The 2,429-nt window shown below is 55.4% G+C and carries 2 protein-coding genes; both read left to right on the forward strand.

Going from position 1 to position 2,429, the window contains the following annotated elements:
- Positions 1 to 120 precede the first annotated feature (120 nt).
- The gene (locus tag WCO56_29575) at positions 121 to 1,230 is read left to right on the forward strand and encodes an aminopeptidase (GenBank protein MEI7733752.1); all 1,110 of its coding nucleotides are present in this window, start codon (positions 121 to 123) and stop codon (positions 1,228 to 1,230) included.
- A gap of 183 nt (positions 1,231 to 1,413) precedes the next feature.
- Positions 1,414 to 2,379 carry a ketose-bisphosphate aldolase gene (locus tag WCO56_29580; protein MEI7733753.1) on the forward strand — a complete coding sequence of 322 codons (966 nt, stop codon included), beginning with the start codon at positions 1,414 to 1,416 and terminating at the stop codon, positions 2,377 to 2,379.
- Positions 2,380 to 2,429: the final 50 nt, after the last annotated feature.

Here is a 2,429-nt window from a genome sequence, read left to right on the forward strand (position 1 = left end):
CGCTTGTAACCGTCTGCCATTCCTCATGGTTACCTAAATGAAAAATCAGCCATAGGCTAATTCGGAACTGCGGTTTCCTGGCTGGACATGTTTAGGCTCAAGGGATAGGATCGCCACGCTATGACTGATCCGCGCTATACCAAACTGGCTAAACTGTTGGTGGAATATTCGTTGACCCTGAAAAAGGGCGAACGCGTGTTGTTGGAAATGTTTGAGGTACCCGACGAGTTCTCCGTGGAACTCATGCGGGCCGCCCGGGCGGTGGGCGCGATCCCCGTCATTGAGATTCGCCATGGACGGGTGACGCGCGAGGTGGTCCGGCAGACGGACCAAGAGCACGCGGCGCTGATGCGGGACATTGAGCTGTTTCGCATGAAGAAGATGCAGGGCTACATCGCGGTGCGCGGCACCCAGAATGCCAATGAATCTGCGGATGTGGTCGGCGAACGGATGGCTCTCTACAATAAAACTGTGCGTCCGGTGCTCGATTACCGGGTGAACAAGACGCGTTGGTGTGTCTTGCGCTGGCCGACGCCCAGCATGGCCCAGGCCGCCAATATGAGCACCGAGGCGTTTGAGGATTTCTATTTCCAAGTCTGCGCCATGGATTACCGCAAGATGGCCAAGGCCATGCAACCGTTGGTCCGGCGCATGAAAAAGGCGGACCGCGTCCAACTCAAGTCGCCCGGCACCGACCTGACCTTCAGCATCAAAGGTATTGGTTCCAAAGGGTGCGAAGGCAAATTGAACATCCCGGATGGCGAAGTGTTCTCCTGCCCGGTGCTCAAGTCCGTGAACGGCGTCATCAAGTTCAATACCCCCACGTTGTATTCCGGCACCCGCTTCAGTGACGTTTGCCTGGAGTTCAAGGATGGCAAAGTGGTGAAAGCCACGAGCAGCAATACCAAACGGCTTAACGAAATTCTGGACACTGACAAAGGGGCGCGTTACATCGGTGAGTTCGCCCTGGGCTTCAACCCGTATATCCTCAACCCGATGTGCGACATCCTGTTTGATGAAAAGATCGCCGGGTCGCTCCATTTCACCCCCGGCCAGGCCTACGAGATTGCCGACAACGGTAACCGCTCCGCCGTACATTGGGACATGGTGCTCATCCAACGTCCCGAGTGGGGCGGGGGAGAGATCTGGTTTGATGGCGAATTGATCCGCAAGGATGGTCTCTTTGTCCCCAAGGATTTGCAACCGTTGAACCCGGATCAGTTAAAGTAAGCCGGTTCCGGTTGGGGCGCGGATCACCCCAACCGATTTGCCGCCCGCCCACCCCTTGCTTCGCAAGTGGGCGGCAAAAATAACGGGTAAATTTAGTTTCCATTTTTGGGATGGGTCCGTACTATTCGAACATCATCACGGTTGAACGCCGTGATAAACCTGAGTAACCTAATAAAACGATTTATGCCATTGACACATACTCGCGATCTGTTCGCCAAAGCGTTGAGAGGCAAATATGCGCTGGGCGCGTTCAACGTCAATAACATGGAGCTGATCCAGGCCATCATTGAGGCCTGCGAAGAAGAAAAGGCCCCGGTCATTCTCCAGATTTCCAAAGGCGCCCGGCAATACGCCAACCCGGTTTATTTGAAGAAGTTGATCGAAGCCGCCGTGAACCTCTCGAACATCCCCATCGCGGTGCATTTGGATCATGGCGATACGTTTGACCTGTGCAAACAATGCATTGATGAAGGCTTTACCAGCGTCATGATTGACGTCAGCCACGAACCGTTCGAGAAGAACGTTGAAATCTGCCGCAAAGTCGTGGAATACGCCCACAAACACGATTGCGTCGTCGAAGGCGAACTCGGCCACCTCGTCGGCGCGCAGTTCGATGAAGGCGAAGAAGGCGGCAACTTCTCTGCGGGCGGCCATTACACCCACCCGGATGAAGCCGTCAAATTTGTCAAAGAATCCCAGGTGGACTCCCTCGCCATCGCCATTGGGAACTCGCACGGCGCATACAAGTTCAAGGGCGAACAGCACCTGGACATTGACCGCCTGAAGGCCATCAAAAAGGCCCTCATGGAGGCCGGCATGGGCGATTACCCGCTGGTGTTGCACGGCGCCTCCAGCGTGCCGAAGGAACTCGTCAAAGAAATCAACAAATACGGCGGCAAAATCGGCGAAGACGCCCAAGGCGTTCCCGAATCCGACATCGAAATCGCCCGCCGCAACGGTTGCGCCAAGGTCAACATTGACACCGACCTCCGTCTGGCGATGACCGCTGGCATTCGCAAGGCCTTCTTTGAAAACCCCAAGGAATTCGATCCGCGCAAGTACCTCGGCCCGGCCCGCACGCACGTCAAAGACCTCGTGTGCCACAAAGTGCGCAACGTCCTCTGCTGTGCCGGTCACGCGTTTGACTAGCAGCCTGTCGGACTTAACAATGCGGATTTTTTGCAGGTTTTTGAATAAAG

It is taken from the genome of Verrucomicrobiota bacterium (assembly GCA_037139415.1).
Taxonomy (GTDB): Bacteria; Verrucomicrobiota; Verrucomicrobiia; order Limisphaerales; family Fontisphaeraceae; genus JBAXGN01.

Bases quoted from the DNA above. Each gene is read 5' to 3' on its own strand.
- WCO56_29580 (MEI7733753.1), top strand. From the start codon at position 1,414: ATGCCATTGACACATACTCGCGATCTGTTCGCCAAAGCGTTGAGAGGC.
- WCO56_29575 (MEI7733752.1), top strand. From the start codon at position 121: ATGACTGATCCGCGCTATACCAAACTGGCTAAACTGTTGGTGGAATAT.